The sequence below is a fragment of the Neomicrococcus aestuarii genome (assembly GCF_014201135.1).
GTDB classification, from domain to species: domain Bacteria; phylum Actinomycetota; class Actinomycetes; order Actinomycetales; family Micrococcaceae; genus Neomicrococcus; species Neomicrococcus aestuarii.
Genome location: NZ_JACHDR010000001.1, coordinates 621,888 through 639,938, shown reverse-complemented (window position 1 = coordinate 639,938; position 18,051 = coordinate 621,888). Strand labels below are relative to the sequence as shown.

Below are 18,051 nucleotides of genomic sequence, written 5' to 3'. Positions count from 1 at the left end.
CGAGGCGATCGTCACAGCGGGTACTAATGTGGGTGACGTGGCAGATCACTCTGAGACAAACAACGACTTCATTTCGTGGGTAGCCCAACGAGGCACGGATAGTTCGGTCCGTCCGGCGGTCATGTTGGTAGCTTTCGAAGGCTGGAACGACGCCGGCGAGGCGGCTTCAGATGCCGTCCGCGCGTTTGCGGATGCTTGGGGTGCACAATTGATTGCGCAGCTTCCAGCCGACGACTACTACGATTACCAATTCTCACGGCCCACGGTGCGCCGAAACGTTGAGGGTAAGCGCGTGGTTTCGTGGCCCACAACGCACGTTTATCGTTCAGAGATCCCTGATCACCAGATTGACGCGGTGTTTGTTCGCGGCGTCGAGCCCACCTATCGCTGGCAAGCATTCACGGCTCACGTGCTGGGTATTGCACAGGAACAGAACGTTCAAGCGATTATTTTTGTGGGTGCGTTGCTTGCGGATGTACCGCATTCACGTCCCATTCCGACGACGCTCTCTAGCGAAGAGCCGCACCTGCGGGACATGTTGGATGCGCAAGAGGCAACCTACGAAGGCCCCACCGGAATTATTGGCGTGATGTCAGAGACGGCAACCGAATCATCCATACCCGGAATTTCTTTGTGGGCTGCTGTACCGCACTACGTGGGTCAGTCTCCGTCGCCGAAGGCTTCGCTGGGTCTGGTCAAACAGATTGAGCACATTCTCCACGTGACCATTGACGAGACCGAACTACGCGAGTTCGCTGAGGCGTGGGAACGCGGCGTCGACGAACTCGCTCGCGAAGACGCGGAAGTTGCGGCCTACGTCAAGCAGCTCGAGGAGCAGCAAGACGCTACCGAGCTTCCCGAAGCAAGCGGCGAATCTATCGCGCGCGAGTTCGAACAGTATTTGAAGCGCCGAGACAAGAATCGTCGCGACAACTGGGGCGATGCTGGCTCCGGAGAGCCGCTCTCTTAGGGAATTAGACCCTGAAGAGAAGCGGACCCCTGAGAACGCTAGACCTCTTAGAGCGCCAGTCCCAACAAGGAATCCAATGCTGTCCGCACCGTGGCGGCGGCATCGGCATGTGCGGTTTCAGCGTTGTCAGTTTCCGTGGTGGTTGCCCACTCATCAATCGCTACGAGCGCTCCAGGCGTATCAAGGTTGTTTGCGACAGCCTCACGGATCTGCGCGATCACAGCAGCGGCGGCTTCGGTGCTGGTGCCTCGGTCAAGGGCTGCACGCCAGCTTGCGATGCGCTCTTGAGCGGCGACCAGCTTGTCTTCGGTCCAGAACCAATCGGTCGCGAAATGCTCTGCAAGGAGCGTGGCGCGGATTGCTACTGGCTCTACGCCGCGGGCTCGAAGCTGGGAGACCAAGACGAGGTTGCCTAGGGACTTGCTCATTTTCTCGCCATCGAGGCCCACCATTCCGGTGTGCACGTAGTGGTTAGCGAGTTCCTTGCCGTCCACGGCGGATGCGTGTCCGGCCGAGAATTCATGGTGCGGGAAGATCAGGTCGCTTCCGCCACCTTGAATAGTGAACGGAGCCGGAAGGTAGGTTCGCGCGATGACGGAGCACTCGATGTGCCACCCTGGACGGCCCTCCCTGAGAAGTCCTCCGTCCCAGAGTGGTTCGCCTTCGCGAGCTGCACGCCATAGCAACGGATCCAAAGCGTCGTGCTTTCCGGCGCGGTCAGGGTCTCCGCCACGTTGGGTGAAGAATTCCATCATGACGTCGCGGTCGTAACCGCTCACGTCGCCGAGTCGCCAAGCATCGCTGGCAGCTTTCTCAGAATCAAAGTAGAAGTCAGAGGCGCCCTTATGCACCGCGGTGCCATCAGTAACGGGAACCGGGTACGCGATGCCAGCGGCGAGGAGCTGTTCCAAGACAGGAACGATGGTGGAGATTGCTTCTACGGCACCAACGTAGTGATCGGGGGCGATCACGTTGAGAGCTTTCATGTCCGTCCGGAAAAGTTCGGTCTGGTCTTCGGCCAGCGCCTGCCAATCCAGTCCGCGATCATTAGCGCGTTCCAAGAGCGGGTCATCGATGTCAGTGACGTTTTGGACATACGTGACGGTCTTGCCCTGATCTTTGAGCTGACGAATCATCACGTCAAAGTTCACGTAGGTGGCCGCGTGACCCATGTGGGTGGCGTCGTATGGCGTGATGCCACAGACATACACGCCGGCAGCATCCCCTGCCGTCTTGATAGGCGTGGTCTGATTGCCGCGCGAAGAGTCCTGAAGTGCAAGCACCGGAGCCGTGCCCTCCACCTTAACTACCGGTCGAGTTTCCCAAGCGTGCACAAGTTTCCCTTCGTTGAACATGACGGCTATCAAAAGCCAGTGGCGCTCTCACCATCGTAAAGAGCGCCACTGATTCTAGTTATTTATGAACAGCTTTTCCGCTTAGGCCGAAATCACCTGAGTGGCCAGCAAGATGTAGAGCGCGAGTCCCAAAAGGATGCGGTACCAGACAAAAAGCTTGAAAGTATGCGTGGAAATGTAGCGAAGCAGCCATCCGACCATGACGAATCCCACCACAAATGCGATAGCGGTTGCGAGGAACGTCTCACCCAGACCGTACGGTCCTACCACTCCTTCACCGCTCAGAGTCTTAGCGAGCTTGTACAAGCCAGAGGCAAAAACGGCAGGAATGGCCAACAGGAACGAATAGCGAGTAGCCGCTTCACGGGTGTATCCCATGAGCAGACCGCCGGTAATGGTTCCGCCGGAGCGGGACACACCCGGAATGAGTGCGAGTGCTTGGAAGAGTCCAAAGAAAATGCCGTGCTTGACCGTGAGCTGTTCTAGGTGACGGTCCTGCTTGCCGATGGCATCGGCCACGGCCAGGATGAGGCCAAAGACAATGAGCATCGTGGCGGTGATCCACAGCGAGCGGAACGTGGTGTCGATGTATTCCTGAAGCAAGATGCCCAGGACACCGATAGGAATTGAACCGATGATCACGAGCCATCCCATGCGGGCGTCTGGATCATCGCGGGACACTTTGCCTGTCAGCGAGCCAAACCAGCGGCTGATGATGCGGACAATGTCTCGCCAAAAGAACATGATGACGGCGAGCTCGGTGCCGAGCTGCGTGATCGCAGTAAAAGCTGCGCCCGGGTCCTGCGCGGAGGGCAAGAATTCGCCAACAATCCGCAAATGGGCGCTAGAAGAAATGGGCAAGAATTCTGTCAGGCCCTGTACCAGGCCCAAAATGATGGCTTCGATCCAACTCACACGTGAACACTACTGCACAATTCGGGAGAATCCCGGCAGGCCAGAACGCCTTAAAAGGACTGTGGGCGCCCTCTCACGCATTCGGAAAGGACGCCCACAGCACTGCGCGACGGTTAGTCAGCCTTGTTTACAGCCTGCACAGCGTCGTCTTCAGAATCGTCATCGTCTGTATCTTCATCAGAGTCTTCGTCCGAGTCATCCTCGTCATCCTCTGATTCGTCATCGTCGAGTTCTCCCTCGCCGTCGTCGTACAAATCAAGCGGTGTCACTTCACCGTATTCTTCGTACAACGCGTCTTCGTAGTCCTCGAAAGCATCGGCAATCCGCAAAAATGCCGCGTCTACTGACGGGTCGTCCTCGCCTCGGCGAGAAACAATTGCAGACAGATGCTCCTCAAGCGATGAAACTAGAACTTCTAATGCAACACGCGGATCCTTGGTCATGAACTAGACGTTACTAGGGTTTTGGGCAGAATGGACAGGTCATGAGAGAAATTTCTACTCCACAGACTCAACTCAAGCGCGATCCATCGAAACCGTTTGAGTATTTGATTGTGACTACGCGCCCCGAACATAATCTCGCCGATGTGCGCCGCCAGTTGGCTGAGTACGCCGAGTACGGCAAGTGGGATCTGCACCGGACCCGGCTCTACATGGGTGGAGCCCGGCGCTACTGGATGAGGCGACGTATTCTGCGCGTGGAACGCACACTCCCGCCTATTCAGTAACGAAACCAGGCCCCTGCTTAGGATTCGTTGGCCGTTTGGATGGGTCCTACGAGCCAGTTGGCGAGCGTATTGTGGGCCGATTCCGCATCCGATGGGTGATACAAACTCGCGAGCACATCACGGTAGAGACGCTCGAGTTCCGTGCCGCGGTAGTACTGTCCGCCGCCGGAAACTTGGAGCGCCAACTGCACCGCTTCGCGCGCCTTGTTGCCTGCGTCTGTGCGGAACGTCACCAAGCGAGGGAACCACGACGCGCCGTGGTCGACACGGTCATCCAGGTCACCGGCGATGGTGCGGGCGTGAGCGTCGAGCGCTAACTTCAGCATTCCTGCGTCTGCGATCTGCCAGCGGATGGTGGGGTCGTTGGAGTAGGTCGCACCTCCTTGAGAGAGAGAACGACGACGCCGCGGGGTTTCCGAGGCAATCTCGGTTGCGCGGTCCACAATTCCCACATAGACGGAAGCCGTGAGCGTCAAGAAGGACGCGAAGATGCCGAAGATCAGCGGATCGGCGTTCGGGCCTACCGGCAGCTTAGAGTGAATGCGTCCGGCGCTCACCCGCGCCCCGTTGAGGCGAGTGGAGTGCGACTGGCTGGCCCGCATCCCTAGGGTGTCCCAGTTTTCGATGGTTTCCACGCCCGGATCACTGCGATCCACGAAGCCGTGAACCAGCAGTTGCTGATCCCCCTCGGTCGACTTGCCGAAAATCCCAAGCTTCGTCCAAGCCGGAGCCAGGCTCGTGAAAATCTTGAGCCCAGTGAAACTGTAGGAGCAATCGTCGGCGAGCTGCGCCGTCGTCATGGAATCAAACAGCACCGAATCGTTGCCGGCCTCTGAAATGCCGAAGGCCATCACTTCGCCGTCTGAAACCCACTCTTGAACCATGGCCAAGCGGTTGTCGCCGCGTTCAGCGAGCAAACGGGCCACGCCTGTCCACACCAAGTGCATGTTCACAGCCAGAGCCGTTGCAGGAGCGTGCGCGGCCAAGAGACGCTGCGCTTCCACTGCTTGACGCATTCCCCAGTTGAATCCGCCCAGATCCCGAGGGAGCATTGCCTTCAAGTATCCGGCGGCAACTAGCTCTTCGAAATCCTCCGTGGGAAACACGTTTGCAGAATCGTAGCCAGCGGCACGCTCGCGGATCCGAGCCAGAAGATCGGGGGTGAGGACACTGGTTACGGGCACTTCGTTGTGATTAGTCAACAGTCACTCCATCATGATGTGAATAGGTTCAACGTCTATCAGTAGGTGGACAACAAGCTGTGAAGCACACGCATTCCAAAGCGAAGTGAGTCGATGGGCACACGCTCGTCCACGCCGTGGAAGAGGCCCGTGAAGTCCAGCTCCTTCGGCAAACGCAGCGGAGCGAAGCCGTAACCGGTGATGCCGAGGCGGGACAGCGACTTGTTGTCTGTGCCACCAGAGAGCATGTAGGGAAGGACCACAGCGCCGGGATCTTCCTTTTCCAACGCCAGCACCATGGAGTCCACCAAGTTGCCGGAGAAGGAGGTCTCGAGGGCAACGTCTTGGTGGACGATCGAGAGATCAACGCCCTGACCAGCCAGCTCTCGGATCTTCTCAATCACGAGCTCTTGCTGCTCTGGAAGCGTGCGAGCGTCAATGAGAGCTTCCGCCGTTCCAGGAATCACGTTGTGCTTGTAACCGGCCGTGAGAACCGTGGGATTAGACGTGTTTTGCAAGGTGGCCCCCACAAATCGCGCCACGGTTCCAATCTGGTCCAAGAGCTCTTGTGGATTCTCTTCATTGAAGGCAACGCCCGTGAGTTCAGAAACGCCCTCTAGGAAAGCGCGGGTGGTCTTGGTGTAGTCCAGTGGCCATTCGTGCGCACCGATGCGAGAAACCGCAGCGGCAAGTTTCGTGACCGCATTGTCATCATTGACTTGCGAACCGTGGCCTGCTCGCCCGCCTGCCGTGAGCTTGAGCCAAGCGATGCCCTTTTCGGCGGTTTGGAGCAAGTAAGCTCGCTGACCGTTGATGTCCGCGGAGAATCCGCCCACTTCGCTAATGGCTTCTGTGGCACCTTCAAAGAGATGCGCATGCTCGTTGACCATGAAGCTGGCACCATATTCACCGCCGGCTTCCTCATCCGCGAAGAACGCCAAGATGAGGTCACGCCGAGGCTTTTCACCGTTGCGGGCCATGTGACGGACCGAGGCAAGGATCATGGCGTCCATGTCCTTCATGTCCACGGCACCGCGGCCCCAGACCATGTTGTCCTTGACCTCAGCCGCGAAGGGGTCAACGCTCCAATCGTCAGCGATGGCCGGCACCACGTCTAGGTGACCGTGGACCACCAAGGCTGGAAGCGACGAATCCGTACCTTCAAAACGTGCCACCAAGGAGGCTCGTCCTGGAGCCGATTCTTCGATCACACACTCAAAGCCAACTTCGGACAACAGTTCGGCGACGTACTCTGCTGCTGCCCGCTCCCCCTTGGCGTTATTTCCACCAAAATTCGTGGTGTCATGGCGAATAAGCTGTCGACAAATATCAACTACTTCTTCATCAGCAATCGAATAGTCAGTGTGGTTCTCGGCCATGGGGCGCTCCTTCGACTAAGCAAGATGAAATCAACCCTAGCGAGCTTTTTTTTCCACGCGGCTCTATTCGCGAGTTGGACTCAAATCAGTGACCTTCGGCACAAGAATTTCCCGCCCGCGAAACCGCTCCGTATGCTCTGATATCCGAAAATGCGCAAAATTTAGGGATTTTTCTTCGTTGACGTGAGCGGGAAGCGGAACATTCGTGCAGCTCTGCAGCCCGAAACCATGGAATCGACATTCCCCCGAATTGGAAACGTGTTCAAAGCTGTGTTAGAGTTTTACTCGCTGCTTTCGAGCTGAGAGGTTCAGAAAACTGAGCTGAAAGTTCGGAAAATCATCACCTGCGCGGGTGGCGGAATAGGCAGACGCGCTAGCTTGAGGTGCTAGTCCACGTATAGTGGGTGGGGGTTCAAGTCCCCCCTCGCGCACAAAGTGAAAACCCTTGGTTCTGGAAAATAAATTCGGAACCAAGGGTTTTCTCGTATGTTCATCGAGAAATATTCTGATTTTCCGTAACTGCGAATAGCAGTCGAACCCCTTACTCAATGAGTCGCCCTGACTGTTACCTCAGTCGCTAGGCAGACCACCAACTTATGTTTGCTGAGTTGTTACATGAAGTTCACTAAAACGCTACTTTTTGACTAACTTCAGGCCTATGCTTATGAGGTCAATGTGAGTTCTGCCATCAGGCGGATCAAAACATTCGCATGACCGGGAATTCAGCCGAATTCATGGGGACCGGACCAGTAGGGACGCACAGCAAATGTTGGAGCACGTCGCCGTCGAAGAAGCGACCACCGCACCTAAATTTCAACGTACTCGCGGCATGATTGCAGCCGGCGTTATCGCCATTGGAGCTCTTGCTGTCCCGACCGTTGCACTAACCACTCAATCTTTACTTTTCGACGCGCGCGAACGTGAAGTAACGCAGAACCTGTCTGAGGTAAAGGTCGAACTCGCTCAGGTCAGCCCTGTAATTGCCCCTGTAGTCAAGAGCGGGGTGGATAACAGCACCCTGAATCCGTTGGTTAGCCAGGTTTCGCTCAAGAGCGCCGCTACCGAAGTCAATTCGGATGGTTCCGCAGCCGACGGTGAGAGCGTCAAAGAAGCCGCATCCGTTGCCGTGGATTTGACGGTCGAGGACGAAGACAATGTTGGCGAAGAGCGTTTTCAGCACCCCGTCGCGTCCATCAATCTGACGAGCGTCTTCGGCTGGCGCAACAACCCCACGGGCACCGGCGTTCAGCTTCACATTGGGCAGGATTATGGAGTCTCCTGCGGTTCACCTGTCACGGCAGCAGCTGACGGCACGGTGATCCAGTCCGCTTGGGCGGGACACTCCGGAAATCGCATCACACTCCAGCACCCTGACGATTTCCGCACCGCCTACAGTCACAACACCAAACTCTTGGTGGAAGTTGGCACCAAGGTGAAACGGGGCGACGTCATCGCGCTGGCTGGAACCACTGGTAACTCCACCGGTTGCCACGTGCATTTCGAAGTTCAACGTGCCGGCAAGTGGGTGAACCCTGCGTTGTTCTTGCCCAAGGTGCCCGGTCAGCCTGAGTCCCTTGAGACCCCCGAGAGTATTGCCATGGGCGCCGCCTACAACCGCTTGGGTGGTTACGGGCACGAAGCCATGGTGGTCACCACCCCACGCGATGACGTGCTTGCCGCCAGCTCAACCGTCGGAAAGACGGTCAAGAAGAGCGCCACCGCACCACAGAAAGAGACCCCGGTCCGCAAGACTGCGTCGTCGTCCTTGCCAGTTAAGTCACCGGAGCAGGACCCTCCTACGGAGCTTTCCCCCACGCCTGCACCAACGTCCCAAGCACCTGTAGTGCCCGAGCCGACGCCGCTCCCGACAACTGGACCGAAACCAACTGAGGAACCGAAGCCGGCGGCAGAGCCCACGCCAACAGTGGAGCCGAGCCCGACGGCAGAACCCAGCCCAACGGTAGAACCGAGCCCCACCCCCGAGCCGACGCCGGAACCTACTGTTGAACCCAGCCCGGAGCCAACGCCAGAGCCTTCTGCCACTCCAGTGCCTGAGCCTTCGCCCACACCGACGCCGGCACCAACTCCTGAACCGTCACCCTCGACTACCCCGATCCCGACTCCAAGCCCGACGCCAGGCCCAAGTGAAACGCCGGATCCTTCGGCGTCGCCCACCCCTGCTCCTAGCGAAGAGCCGGTGGTCTCCCCCGCTGACGTCCTTGATCCGGCCGTTTTCGCACAACAGTGTCTGGTTCTTGAGACCGCATCAGAGGCGGATCGAGTGCTCTTGCACGAACAATTCTCCGAAGAGTATGCACTCACTTTCAGCTTGGAAGCGTTCCTCCGGGCGTGCGGCCTCGCTTCATGATGACTTCGTGTAGGTCCGGAAAGTTCGGTAGCAGGAGCGCGTTCGTCTGTTCGCAAAGACGTCAACAGGCCTGCGCCTGCGATAGTGTCTTAGCGTGAATGATTCCGGTGAGTTGCAGAAGCTACGCATCGCGATGGTCTCGTTGCATACCTCGCCGCTGGATCAGCCTGGTCGTGGCGACGCTGGCGGGCTGAACGTGTATGTTCGCCAGTTGGCGTCAGCTTTGAGCCGAGCCGGTCATCATGTGGAGGTTTTTACTCGTGGCGAGGGTTCTTCGGATTTCTTGAGCCCGCTGATCCCGGTGCATTATTTGCCGGCCGGGCCGCCTGGTCCGCTGGTGAAAGAGCAATTGCCGCAGCACCTTGACGAGTTCGGGCACGCATTGTGCAAGGCCACAACGGATCAGTTCGACGTCATTCATACCCATTACTGGATGTCGGCGGAGGCCGCGCTGAGTTGTCGTGCTGATTTCCGAATCCCCATTGTCCACACCATGCACACCATGGGCCGGGTCAAGTTGCACGAGTACCCGGAAGCGCGCGAGCTGGCGGAACGGGTCGATGCTGAGGACAATATTGTGGGCTTGGCGGCCCGGCTGACCGCTAATACGCCTGCCGAACGCGATGAGCTGGTGCGATTCTATCAAGCGCCACTGTCAAAAATCGATGTCATTGCGCCGGGCGTGAATCTGGAGATCTTCCACCCTGATGGGAACCGTGCTACCTGGCCGTTGCCCAAGGTTCCTGGTGCGCTCAAAGTGCTTTTTGCGGGTCGAATTCAGGAGTTCAAGGGCCCTCAAGTGCTGTTCAACGCGCTGAGAATTGCGCGTACGGAGCACCCGGAGCTACCGATTCAGGCTGTTTTCATTGGGGATATTAGCGGCCAGGATCACTTAAACCTTCCGCATTTGGTGGAGCGGTATGGGATGCACGACGACGTAGCGCTGCTCCCAGCCCAACCACCTGAGCGCTTAGCGGATTGGTTCCGTGCCGCTGATGTGGTGGCGGTGCCGTCCTTCTCCGAATCCTTTGGCTTGGTTGCCATGGAAGCTCAAGCGTGCGGCACCCCCGTGCTGGCACACGCGTCTGGCGGCCTGGCGCACACTGTTTTGGACGCCCAGACCGGTGCGCTCCTTCAAGATTTGGATCCGCACCGGTGGGCAACCAAGTTAGTAGAGCTGGCTCGTGACGGTGTTCCCGAAGCTTGGTCTGCTCAAGCTGCTGCTCATGCACGCGACTTCAGCTGGGAACGAACCGCCACGAACGCGGTAGCTAGCTACCGGCGAGCAATCCAGCCAACAAAGTGACGTCGTTGCTTCTTTGAGTTCCAGCCGGAGAACTCCGACTTTCCTGGCTCATCACTTGCCGCGTGGGACTCGAAGGAAACCTTTGCGGGAAGGAACACTGGCTGCTCGAATGTGATCGACCACTGGTACGCCTCAAAATGAGGGGCAGTAGCCGCAAGCGCACGTCCGGCCGAGTACATTCCGTGGGCAATAGCCCCCTTCATTCCAGCCACCTTCGCTGATGCTGAGCTGAGGTGGATGGGGTTGAAGTCCCCCGAAACGGCGGCGTATTCACGGCCCGTTTCAGCGCCGAGCGACCACAGTGCTGTTGCTCGTTGAGAAGCGAGATCGATCTCTTCACGCTCGGGCCGCTCCGGGTTCCCCAACAAGAACTGACCCTTGACCAAATAAGTGGAGACTCCGCGCCACACAACGTCCTCCCCCACCGCAATCTCTGCGACAGCGTTGAACTGTATGCCCGCGAAGTGCGCACGTGGATTTTCCGTCCACGCAGTGACCGTGAGCTCCTCATCGGGGCGGACGGTCCGGCGGTGGTCAACCTCGTTGGCCAAGTGGACCAAGCCCATCAGCGGAAGGGGGAACTCTGGCTGACTCATGGCGTGAAGTGCCACCGGGAACGTCTGAGCATGCAAGAAGACGGAGGGAAGTTCGTCGCGAACCGTGTCTTTCATGACCCGCTGGTACTTGACCAACGCTTCACGATCCACGCGATGGTTCTGCACCGTGAACTTCTCTTCCGGAAGAACTACTCCGGCCGATTCAGCGCTCACCGGGGGCTTGACCACTGGTGTCCGGTTCAACGGGTTCTTAGGAACGAAGGCTTTAACCAGCGCACCTTTCAAAGATCCTCCGATTCCCTGCGCCGCCGCCTGGGCGTACAGCTTAGGAACGGACGGCATCGTGGAAAGAATCGCCATGGCCTAGGCTCCAATCAGGCTCTGGCCACACACGCGAAGCGTCTGGCCGTTGATTCCGTTGGCTGCTGGGGACGCCAAGAAGGAGACCGCCTCGGCGACGTCCAACGGCAGTCCGCCCTGCATGAGCGATGGCAAGAGCAATCGACCCACAGCACGGGTGGCCACCGGAATTTTGGCGGTCATTTCCGTCTCAATGAAGCCAGGAGCCACAGCGTTCATTCCGCCGCCTCGCGCTTCAAGCGCTGGAGACGTGGACGCAACTACGCCCATGACGCCAGCTTTGGAAGCCGCGTAGTTCGTCTGGCCACGGTTGCCCGCGATGCCGGAGGTCGAAGCAAGCGTCACGACGCGCAATCCCGGCAAATCTGCCGCCAAGAACGCCTCGTTCATACGCAGTTGTGATTCGAGATTGACCGCGATCACGGAGTCCCACTTGGCCTGGTCCATGTTGGCCAGCAGTTTGTCACGAGTAATACCGGCGTTGTGCACCACGATGTCCAAGGAACCGTGACGCCCGCGAGCATGATCAAGAATCACCTGACCAGCATCGGCACGAGTGATATCAAGCTGCAGCGCTGTTCCACCGAGCTCATTAGCGACCTTCGTCAAGGCATCGCCAGCGGCAGGAACATCGACAACCACCACGGTGGCACCGTCGCGCTTCAGCACGCGCGCAATGGCCGCGCCAATTCCGCGAGCCGCACCCGTGACCACCGCAACTTTGCCTGCGAGAGGCGAGGCTGCGCCGTCGTACTGGGCAGTGCGAACATCCGGCACCTCGCTGTCCGTGGTGCTCACGCTCAAGAACTGGCCGTCAACGTAAGCGCTCTTGCCGGAAAGGAAGAAGCGCAACGCGCCAAGCAGTGAAGCGTTGAAACCATCCACGCCGTCGCCCAAGAACAAACCGTTGGCGGTGGCGCCGCCACGCAGTTCCCGAGCTACCGAGCGCACCAAGCCCTCGATGCCTCGACGCACTGCGGCAACCGCTGGTGCATCCTGGCTGGCCGCCTGCTTCGACAGCGAGATGACGCGTGCGCCGCGAGCCAGCGACTTCACAGCGCGGCCCAATTCAAGGGCCGGCGCGCTCAGTTCTGACGGGGCCTCAAAGGAATCAGCGACCAGAAGAACCGCACCGAACCGAACACCGTCAGTGAAGTGACGACGAACATCCAGTCCCCAGCCGAGCAGAACATCTGCAAGCTGCTGAGCCGTAGCGCCTGCGCCGAGCAAGAGCACGGGTCCTGGCGCGATCGGCTCGCCCTCAACGTAGCGGCGAAGCGTGGGAGGCTGCGGCAAACCAAGCTGCTTAGCAAGCACCTTGCCGAAGCCGGACCCTACAAGATCCATATATGCATCTGCCATTTAGCGTGCCTCCAAAATTGCCACAACGCCCTGACCGCCGGCTGCGCATACAGAGATGAGTCCGCGGCCGCTGCCCTTTTCGTGAAGCATCTTTGCGAGGGTCGCCACCAGACGGCCGCCGGTTGCGGCGAACGGGTGACCGGCTGCGAGAGACGATCCGTTGACGTTGAGCTTGCTGCGATCGATCGAACCCAGCGCGCCGTCAAGGCCCAGCTTGTTGCGGCAGAAGTCTTCGTCTTCCCACGCGGCAAGCGTGGAGAGCACGGTGCCTGCGAACGCTTCGTGGATCTCGTAGTAGTCAAAGTCCTGCAGCGTCAGTCCCTGGCGGGCGAGCATGCGAGGAACGGCGTACGCCGGTGCCATCAGCAAGCCTTCTTCACCGCTGACGAAGTCAACGGCACCAGCTTCGAAGTCCACGAAGTCCGCAAGAATAGGCAAGCCCTTGGACTGAGCCCATTCTTCGGAACCCAACAACACCACGGATGCACCGTCAGTGAGTGGGGTGGAGTTACCGGCCGTCATGGTGGCCTGATCGCCGAGGCTCTTGCCGAACACTGGCTTGAGGGTGGCGAGCTTCTCGACGCTCGAGCCCGCACGCATGTTGTTGTCCTTGCTCAGTCCCGCATACGGGGTGATGAGGTCATCGAAGAAGTTGCGGTCATAGGCAGCGGCGAGGTTGTTGTGGCTCGCTGCAGCCAGTTGGTCCTGAGCTTCGCGGGTGATCTTCCATTGAGCAGTGGTCAGGGCCTGGTGCTCGCCCATGGAAAGTCCCGTGCGGGGCTCGTTGGTACCTGGTGCCACTGGGGCAAGGTCTTTCGGGCGGACCTTAGAGAAAGCGGCAAGCTTTTGTGGAATGCTCTTCGCACGGGTGACCTCAAGAAGGGCGTGACGCACTCCGTCAGAGAACACGATCGGCGCGTCAGAAATCGAATCAACACCGCCACCAATGGCGGAATCCAACTGGCCGAGCTTGATCTTGTTCGCGAGAGAGCCGATGGCTTCCATGCCGGTGGCGCAGGCCATCTGAACGTCTACAGCTGGGGTGCCCTTAGAAAGCGCGGTGCCCAAAGCGGCTTCGCGAGTGAGGTTGAAGTCTTTCGAGTGCTTGATCACGGCGCCGGCCGAAACCTGACCGATGCGCTCCCCCTGCAAGCCGAAGCGTGCAACGAGGCCGTCGAGGGCTGCGGTGAGGAGATCCTGATTGGAGGCGTTGGCGTAGGCACCGTGTGCACGGGCGAACGGAACACGGTTTCCACCGATGACGACGGCGCGGCGTGCGGTTTGGGCGGATGCTGGGGTCTGGTTCTGCTCGGTCATGAGTACCCTTTCGGCAATGAAGGCCTGAACGGCTGACAACGGGTGCGGGAGCGATTCCCCCGAATCCAACGTATCAAGTTCAGTATGATGTGAGTAACTGAAACCAAGCGTACCTGATACGCTAAGTATCGTGAACTCCGCCACAGTATCTTCGTCCCAGCCCCCGTCCTCCGTGGATGGTCGCGCTTCACGCTGGGACCAGCACCGCACGGTGCGCCGCCTTGAACTCATTGCCAGCGCGCGCAAAGCCGTCCACCGGCTGGGTCCCTCCGCTTCCATGGAAGAGATCGCAGCTGCGTCCCACACCAGTAAGTCGGTGTTCTACCGATACTTCGGTGACAAAGACGGTCTGCGTCACTCAATGGGCGAAGTGGTCATCAATCAACTTCGCGAAGCAGTCATCAGCGCCGGTGAGTCCAAAGCCAGCCCTGAGGAAGCGCTCTTCAGCATGGTGCATGCGTACCTGGCTCAAGCCGAACGCTCACCCAATACGTATGAGTTCGTGACCGCCCACCTCGAAACCTCGGACTCCCGCGCTCTAGCGCACTTCTTCTCCGAGCTCACCGTGATGATGCACGAGCGCATGGCCGATTACGTCCACGCGAACCGCGCCGATGGCGCCTCCGCCGATTCCCTCGCCTATTGGCCCGAAGGTGCGTTGGGAATGATTCGCTCTGTCGGCGAATCCTGGCTGCGCCAATCACCCCATGATCCTGCCCGCCCGTCGGCAGAACTTCTTGCACGCCGAGTCTCTGACTGGCTGCTCTACGGCATTTCCTCCATTACCAAAGCAACTCGAAAGGTCTCCCGATGACTGTGACGAACGAATCCACCATCCCCGTCCCAGACGTGGCCCACGGATCAATCAACAAAGAACTCCTCGGCGAACTCCAGCTCGGCAAGTGGGCAGACGTCCGCAAGACGGCTCGCGCACTCGCGGCTAAGCCTGAACTTCACAAGGCCGAGGGCGCCTCGATGAATGATCAGCGCTCCCGGGTCTTCGAACAGCTCGGCATTCTGGTGGATTCCAATGCTGTTCACCGTGCCTTCCCGGCACAGTTCGGTGGCGAGGACAACCACGGCGGCAACATCGCCGGCTTCGAAGAGCTCGTGATCGCGGACCCTTCCTTGCAGATCAAGGCCGGCGTCCAGTGGGGCCTCTTTGGTTCGGCCGTCTTGCACCTCGGAACCCAGAGCCACCACGAGCGCTGGCTCCCAGGCATCATGAGCTTGGAAATCCCGGGCGCTTTCGCCATGACGGAGACCGGCCATGGTTCTGACGTAGCGAGCATCGCTACCACCGCAACATATGACGAGGAAACCCAAGAGTTCGTCCTCCACACTCCACACCGCGCAGCGTGGAAGGACTACCTAGGCAATGCTGCCGTGCACGGTAAAGCAGCAACCCTCTTCGCTCAGCTCATCACTAAGGGCGTCAACCACGGCGTCCATGCATTTTACGTAGATATCCGCGACCAAGAAGGAAACTTCCTCCCCGGAATCGGGGGCGAGGATGACGGCCTCAAAGGTGGCCTGAACGGCATCGATAACGGCCGCCTCCACTTCACTCAGGTCCGCATCCCGCGCGATCACCTCTTGAACCGCTACGGAAATGTGGACGAGGACGGCACGTACTCCTCCCCCATTGAGTCTCCAGGACGCCGCTTCTTCACGATGCTCGGAACTCTTGTTCAGGGCCGCGTTTCCTTGGACGGCGCCGCTGTTACGGCCTCCAAGATGGGCTTGAAGATCGCCATCACGTACGCCAACCAGCGCCGCCAGTTCAACGCGAGCTCGGACACGCATGAGGAAGTCCTCATGGACTACCAGCGTCACCAACGCCGTTTGATCCCGCGCCTCGCCCAGACGGTCGCCGCGGGCTTTGCCCACGAAGTACTGCTTGAGAAGTTTGATGAAGTCTTCTCCGGCGCGCATGACACGGACGAGGATCGCCAAGACCTCGAAACCCTTGCCGCCGCGCTGAAGCCACTAAGCACGTGGGGCGCGCTGGACATTCTGCAGGAGTGCCGCGAGGCGTGCGGTGGTGCCGGATTCTTGGGAGAGAACCGCATCACTAGCCTGCGCCAAGACTTGGACATCTACGTCACTTTCGAAGGTGACAACAACGTCCTCCTCCAGTTGGTCGCCAAGCGATTGCTCAGCGATTACGCGGCCGAGTTCCGTCACCTCGATGCCGGCGTGCTCGCTCGCTTCATGGTGCGCCGCGCCGAAAGCCTGGTGTTCAACCGCTCTGGTCTTCGTCAGTTGGGTCAGACCGTGGTGGATTCGGGCTCGGAAAAGCGCTCCGCGAACTACCTCAAGGAAGAGCGCACGCAGCGTGAACTGCTGACGCTTCGAGTTCAGGACATGATCGCAGGCGTTGCCGATGACATGCGAGCTGCCGCGAAGCTGCCACAGGCAGAAGCCGCCGCGGTGTTCAACGCTCATCAGGACGAGCTCATTGCCGCGGCTCGCTCCCACGCCGAACTCTTGCAGTGGGAAGCCTTCACCAAGGCCATCGCGGGGATTGAGGATGACACCACTCGTCAGGTTATGACGTGGTTGCGCGACGTCTTCGGTCTCACCCTGATCGAGAAGAACCTTTCGTGGTACCTCATGAATGGCCGCCTCTCGATGCAGCGAGCACGTACCCTCTCGCCGTACATCAACCGCTTGCTGGGCCGACTGCGTCCACACGTGCAGGACATTGTGGACTCGTGGGGCTTCACGGATGATCACTTGCGTGCCTCGATCGCCACCGGTGCCGAAGAGACCCGCCAGGAGCAAGCCGCCGAATACGCACGAAAACTTCGCGCATCCGCGGACGCTCCCATTGAGGAAAAGGTCCTTTTGAACCGTCGCCGCGCTGAACGCAAGGCGTCGGAAAAGGGCGGGGTCAAGTCCTAATATCTAGGCCTTAAGAACTAAGAATTACGACGCCGCAGCGTGGGCTCTGTGCCTCGCTGCGGCATCGTATTTTCTTGCGTTAAGCAGTAAGTATCGCGCTTGCGCCTGCTTACTTGCTTTCTGAAGTGCGAGCCGCAAAGCGTTCTTGCGCGGCGCGGTAGACCTCGATGGTCTTATCCGAGATGGCATCCCAGCTGAAGGCTTCGATGGCGCGCTGTCGACCGGCCTGTCCCATCGCGGCGGCACGCTCTGGATCCTCGAGTGCCTTGTTGAGGGCAGCAGCGAACGTGGAGACGAACTCCTCTTCATTCAAAGGAGTGCCCGTACCGTCCTGAACCTGCTCGAGTGGCACCAAGTAGCCGGTCTCACCGTCCACCACGACCTCCGGAATGCCGCCCGTAGCCGAAGCGACCACGGCTGTTCCACAGGACATGGCTTCCAAGTTCACGATGCCCAGAGGCTCGTAAATGGACGGGCACGCAAAAACGGTGGCGTTGGTGAGGATCTGGATGAGCTCGTGGCGTGGCATCATCTTCTCGATGACCACCACACCCTCGCGCGTTTCCTTGAGCTCTGTAATGAGCGAGTTGACGTGCGCTGCGAGCTCTGGCGTGTCTGCCGCACCGGCACACAGAACCAACTGAACCTCTGGTGGCAAGTGGCGGGCTGCCTGCAAGAGATACGGCACGCCCTTTTGGCGGGTAATGCGACCGACGAAAACTACGGAGGGTTTCTGTGGATCAATGCCGTAGCTTTCCACGACATCCGTGGCGGTATCTGGCTGCCACGTGTCCGTATCTACGCCGTTGTGAACCACGTGAATCTTGGACGCATCCACGGTGGGGTACGCCCGTTCAATGTCACGGCGCATTCCGTCAGACACCGCAATGATGGCGTCCGCTGCGTGATACGCGGTGGACTCCACCCAGGAGGAGAGCGCGTATCCGCCACCGAGCTGTTCAGCCTTCCACGGGCGCAACGGCTCTAGCGAGTGCGCGGAAATGACGTGAGGGACGTGGTGCAAAAGGCTACCGAGGTGACCAGCAAAGTTCGCGTACCAGGTGTGCGAATGAATAACATCCGCTCCTGCGAAATCCTGGAGCATGAGCAAATCCGTGGCCATCGTCTGAACAGCAGCGTTCGCGGCATCAAACTCAGACGGGGCCGCATAGCTGGAAACGATGGCGCCGTGATAATCCTCGGGACGAGGTTCGCCGAAGGCGCGGACTCGAAGATCTAGCTTGGGGGCAAGGACTCGTGAAAGCTCCGCCACGTGGACACCCGCGCCGCCATAAATGGTGGGAGGGAATTCTTTGGTAACAATGTCAGTTCGCACGTTTCCAACGT

At 59.1% G+C, this 18,051-nt stretch carries 15 protein-coding genes and 1 tRNA gene; 7 read left to right on the top strand and 9 right to left on the bottom strand.

Annotation, left to right across the window (positions count from 1 at the left end; all coding sequences use genetic code 11):
• Nucleotides 1–37: 37 nt before the first annotated feature.
• The gene (locus HD598_RS02805; protein ID WP_311538927.1) at nucleotides 38–970 is read left to right on the top strand and encodes a proteasome assembly chaperone family protein; all 933 of its coding nucleotides are present in this window, start codon (nucleotides 38–40) and stop codon (nucleotides 968–970) included.
• 47 nt (nucleotides 971–1,017) lie between these two features.
• Here HD598_RS02805 and mshC read toward each other — a convergent pair whose 3' ends face one another.
• The 3 genes from mshC to HD598_RS02790 all read right to left on the bottom strand — a co-directional run bounded on the left by mshC (nucleotide 1,018) and on the right by HD598_RS02790 (nucleotide 3,683).
• On the bottom strand, nucleotides 1,018–2,304 hold the full coding sequence (gene mshC / locus HD598_RS02800; RefSeq protein WP_183663655.1) for a cysteine--1-D-myo-inosityl 2-amino-2-deoxy-alpha-D-glucopyranoside ligase: 1,287 nt from the start codon (nucleotides 2,302–2,304) through the stop codon (nucleotides 1,018–1,020).
• 102 nt (nucleotides 2,305–2,406) lie between these two features.
• Nucleotides 2,407–3,240: an undecaprenyl-diphosphate phosphatase gene (locus HD598_RS02795; RefSeq protein WP_071893622.1), complete on the bottom strand. Its 834-nt coding sequence runs from the start codon at nucleotides 3,238–3,240 to the stop codon at nucleotides 2,407–2,409.
• Between the two features lie 113 nt (nucleotides 3,241–3,353).
• Complete coding sequence (locus HD598_RS02790; protein WP_071893623.1) at nucleotides 3,354–3,683, bottom strand: primosomal protein; 330 nt, start codon at nucleotides 3,681–3,683, stop codon at nucleotides 3,354–3,356.
• A 41-nt stretch (nucleotides 3,684–3,724) separates the two neighbouring features.
• Here HD598_RS02790 and HD598_RS02785 point away from each other — a divergent pair, with 41 nt between their 5' ends.
• Entirely contained in the window at nucleotides 3,725–3,967 is a 243-nt protein-coding gene (locus tag HD598_RS02785; RefSeq protein WP_071893624.1) for a DUF5703 family protein, read from the top strand.
• Nucleotides 3,968–3,984: 17 nt separating this feature from the next.
• On the opposite strand, the gene HD598_RS02780 is transcribed toward HD598_RS02785, so the two are convergent.
• Both HD598_RS02780 and HD598_RS02775 read right to left on the bottom strand, forming a co-directional pair.
• Nucleotides 3,985–5,169 (bottom strand): acyl-CoA dehydrogenase family protein, encoded by a 1,185-nt coding sequence (locus tag HD598_RS02780; protein ID WP_183663653.1) that lies wholly within the window; start codon nucleotides 5,167–5,169, stop codon nucleotides 3,985–3,987.
• A gap of 38 nt (nucleotides 5,170–5,207) precedes the next feature.
• Nucleotides 5,208–6,527, bottom strand: a complete 1,320-nt coding sequence (locus tag HD598_RS02775) for a M20/M25/M40 family metallo-hydrolase (protein ID WP_183663651.1) — start codon at nucleotides 6,525–6,527, stop codon at nucleotides 5,208–5,210.
• 346 nt (nucleotides 6,528–6,873) lie between these two features.
• Here HD598_RS02775 and HD598_RS02770 point away from each other — a divergent pair.
• The 3 genes from HD598_RS02770 (at nucleotide 6,874) to HD598_RS02760 (ending at nucleotide 10,201) form a co-directional block, all read left to right on the top strand.
• Nucleotides 6,874–6,958 (top strand) — tRNA-Leu (locus HD598_RS02770).
• A 335-nt stretch (nucleotides 6,959–7,293) separates the two neighbouring features.
• Nucleotides 7,294–8,895: a peptidoglycan DD-metalloendopeptidase family protein gene (locus HD598_RS02765; RefSeq protein ID WP_183663649.1), complete on the top strand. Its 1,602-nt coding sequence runs from the start codon at nucleotides 7,294–7,296 to the stop codon at nucleotides 8,893–8,895.
• A gap of 94 nt (nucleotides 8,896–8,989) precedes the next feature.
• Nucleotides 8,990–10,201, top strand: a complete 1,212-nt coding sequence (locus HD598_RS02760) for a glycosyltransferase (RefSeq protein ID WP_183663647.1) — start codon at nucleotides 8,990–8,992, stop codon at nucleotides 10,199–10,201.
• Here the strand turns inward: HD598_RS02760 and HD598_RS02755 are convergent.
• From HD598_RS02755 to HD598_RS02745, 3 genes are read right to left on the bottom strand one after another with little or no spacing between them, the layout of a single operon-like run.
• Complete coding sequence (locus HD598_RS02755; RefSeq protein ID WP_183663645.1) at nucleotides 10,171–11,118, bottom strand: MaoC family dehydratase; 948 nt, start codon at nucleotides 11,116–11,118, stop codon at nucleotides 10,171–10,173. The two genes, HD598_RS02760 and HD598_RS02755, sit on opposite strands and share 31 nt — an antisense overlap.
• 3 nt (nucleotides 11,119–11,121) lie before the next feature.
• Nucleotides 11,122–12,480, bottom strand: a complete 1,359-nt coding sequence (locus HD598_RS02750) for a 3-oxoacyl-ACP reductase (protein ID WP_183663643.1) — start codon at nucleotides 12,478–12,480, stop codon at nucleotides 11,122–11,124.
• Nucleotides 12,481–13,797, bottom strand: a complete 1,317-nt coding sequence (locus tag HD598_RS02745) for an acetyl-CoA C-acetyltransferase (RefSeq protein ID WP_183663641.1) — start codon at nucleotides 13,795–13,797, stop codon at nucleotides 12,481–12,483.
• Between the two features lie 130 nt (nucleotides 13,798–13,927).
• On the opposite strand from HD598_RS02745, the gene HD598_RS02740 reads away from it, so the two are divergent.
• Together HD598_RS02740 and HD598_RS02735 are read left to right on the top strand one after the other, a co-directional pair.
• A complete protein-coding gene (locus HD598_RS02740) occupies nucleotides 13,928–14,611 on the top strand; it encodes a TetR/AcrR family transcriptional regulator (RefSeq protein WP_232318059.1) in 684 nt (227 codons plus the stop codon).
• The gene (locus HD598_RS02735; protein ID WP_183663639.1) at nucleotides 14,608–16,704 is read left to right on the top strand and encodes an acyl-CoA dehydrogenase family protein; all 2,097 of its coding nucleotides are present in this window, start codon (nucleotides 14,608–14,610) and stop codon (nucleotides 16,702–16,704) included. Before HD598_RS02740 ends, HD598_RS02735 begins: the two co-directional genes overlap by 4 nt.
• Nucleotides 16,705–16,813: 109 nt before the next feature.
• Here the strand turns inward: HD598_RS02735 and glgA are convergent, their stop codons facing one another.
• Nucleotides 16,814–18,040, bottom strand: coding sequence for a glycogen synthase (gene glgA / locus HD598_RS02730; protein ID WP_183663637.1), 1,227 nt, complete (start codon nucleotides 18,038–18,040; stop codon nucleotides 16,814–16,816).
• Between the last annotated feature and the right edge of the window lie 11 nt (nucleotides 18,041–18,051).

Bases quoted from the DNA above. Each gene is read 5' to 3' on its own strand.
- HD598_RS02755 (WP_183663645.1), bottom strand. From the start codon at position 11,118: ATGGCGATTCTTTCCACGATGCCGTCCGTTCCTAAGCTGTACGCCCAG.
- HD598_RS02750 (WP_183663643.1), bottom strand. From the start codon at position 12,480: ATGGCAGATGCATATATGGATCTTGTAGGGTCCGGCTTCGGCAAGGTG.
- HD598_RS02785 (WP_071893624.1), top strand. From the start codon at position 3,725: ATGAGAGAAATTTCTACTCCACAGACTCAACTCAAGCGCGATCCATCG.
- HD598_RS02765 (WP_183663649.1), top strand. From the start codon at position 7,294: ATGTTGGAGCACGTCGCCGTCGAAGAAGCGACCACCGCACCTAAATTT.
- HD598_RS02745 (WP_183663641.1), bottom strand. From the start codon at position 13,797: ATGACCGAGCAGAACCAGACCCCAGCATCCGCCCAAACCGCACGCCGC.
- HD598_RS02775 (WP_183663651.1), bottom strand. From the start codon at position 6,527: ATGGCCGAGAACCACACTGACTATTCGATTGCTGATGAAGAAGTAGTT.
- HD598_RS02735 (WP_183663639.1), top strand. From the start codon at position 14,608: ATGACTGTGACGAACGAATCCACCATCCCCGTCCCAGACGTGGCCCAC.
- HD598_RS02790 (WP_071893623.1), bottom strand. From the start codon at position 3,683: ATGACCAAGGATCCGCGTGTTGCATTAGAAGTTCTAGTTTCATCGCTT.